The sequence below is a fragment of the Streptomyces calidiresistens genome, from assembly GCF_014141525.1.
In the GTDB taxonomy this organism is placed as follows: Bacteria; Actinomycetota; Actinomycetes; order Streptomycetales; family Streptomycetaceae; genus Streptomyces; species Streptomyces calidiresistens.
Window position 1 is genome coordinate 1 of sequence record NZ_VKHS01001002.1, and the last position, 1,708, is coordinate 1,708.

Annotated in this window: 1 protein-coding gene; it reads left to right on the forward strand. The window is 73.6% G+C overall.

The window, feature by feature from the left end; translation table 11 throughout:
• The coding region (locus FOE67_RS24920) for an alpha/beta hydrolase family protein (RefSeq protein ID WP_228474266.1) at positions 1-1,277 on the forward strand (1,277 nt) is incomplete at its 5' end.
• Between the last annotated feature and the right edge of the window lie 431 nt (positions 1,278-1,708).

Sequence of the window (1,708 nt, forward strand, 5' to 3'; positions counted from 1 at the left end):
CCGCCGGCCCCGCCCCGCCACCCACCCCCGCGGGAGGCATCACCCCGGGCGCGATGACGCTGTTCGAGGACCCGGCGTACAACTTCGGCGCGCTCCTGGCGCTCGGCGCCTCGGGCGCGGGCGCCGCCGAGGTGGGCGAGGTCCTGACCGCCGTCAACACCATCAACGGTGCCGGACCGTCCTCCCGGACGTACGTGGAGACGTTCCGCGAGCTGGGCGACCGGCTCCTGGACCCGCCGCCCGGTGCCCCGGCCGACGACCGAACCAAGCGGTTCCGGTCGCTGCGCGCCGCGCAGTACCACGCACAGGCGCTTTTCTTCGTCCTCGGCTCCGACGACCCCGGCAGCGAGGAGCAGTTGTACCGGGCCGGCCGTGAGGCATGGGACGCCTTCTGCGATCTGTGCGAGCCGCCTGCGGTCAAGGCCCGGGTGCCGTACGGAACGACACCGCTGCCGGTCTGGTACTTCCGCCCCGACACCTCCGGCGCCCGGCGCCCCACCGTGATCCTGACCAACGGCAGCGACGGCCAGAACGTCGACATGTGGACCTACGGCGTCCCCGCCGCCCTCGAACGCGGCTGGAACGCTCTCGTTTACGACGGGCCGGGTCAGGGCCAACTGCTGTTCGTCGACCGGGTCGTCTTCACGCCGACCTGGGAGAAGGTCGTCACCCCGCTCGTCGACTGGCTGACGGCCCGCTCCGACGTGGACCCGAACCGGATCGCCCTGACCGGTCTCAGCATGGGGGGCAACCTCGCCCCCCGGGCCGCGGCGTTCGAAAGCCGGATCGCCGCACTGGTGGCGATGCCGGGCTGTGTGGACCCGTGGCTGGGCTTCCCGCCCGGGATCCGCGAGATCCTCACGCCGGACAAGCAGCGGACGAACGACATCTGGAACACCGAGGTCGTCCCGGAGCTGCCCCCGCAGGCGGCCGAGGTGCTGAAGAAGCGCTTCGAGCCGTTCTCCATCCCCGCGATGCTCGAAGCCCGCCGGGGCGAGCTGTTCACCGACTTCCACACCCCCGCCACGCGCCTCGAAGCCCTGTCGATCACCGATGTCGTCCCCCGCATCGAGGCACCCACCCTGGTCCTGGACTACGAGGGGGAGCAGTTCTACCCCGGCCAACCGCGCCACATGTACGACGCCCTCACCTCTCCCAAGGACTATGTGCGACTGACGGCGGCTCAGGGCGCGCAACTGCACTGCTCCCCCATGGCCCCCCAACTGCACTGCGAGGTCGTCTTCGACTGGTTGCAGGACACCGTGAAGGGCGGCTGAAACCCGGACCCGGCCCGCCGGGGTGCCCGGGCCCCGGCAGCACGCCGCCGGCGCCCTCGGCACCGCGGGGGGATCGCGCGACGCCGGCGTGGCTCCGGACCCGCGTCGGCAGCCGTGACAGGCGCGGGCGGATACGCCTGCCGCCGGTCCCCGGCAGGTTCGGGTGGGCCGCGTACCGGTGTTTCACGGAACGGAGTCGGGCCTCCCGCTCCCCACCCCGGGGCCGCCGGGCCCGGCGGAGCGGCCGAGGCCGCCCACGGCACCCCCACCGTGACCGGCGTCGCCGTCGGCGCCCCGCCCGCCTATCGCCCGAGCGGCCCGCGGGGACACCACCCCCGGCGCTCCCCGGCGACCCCCGTGCGCTTGTTCGCCGTGCTCCGGGACGACACCTTCCCGCACCCCGCACCCCTCGTCCCGGCACACGTCGAACC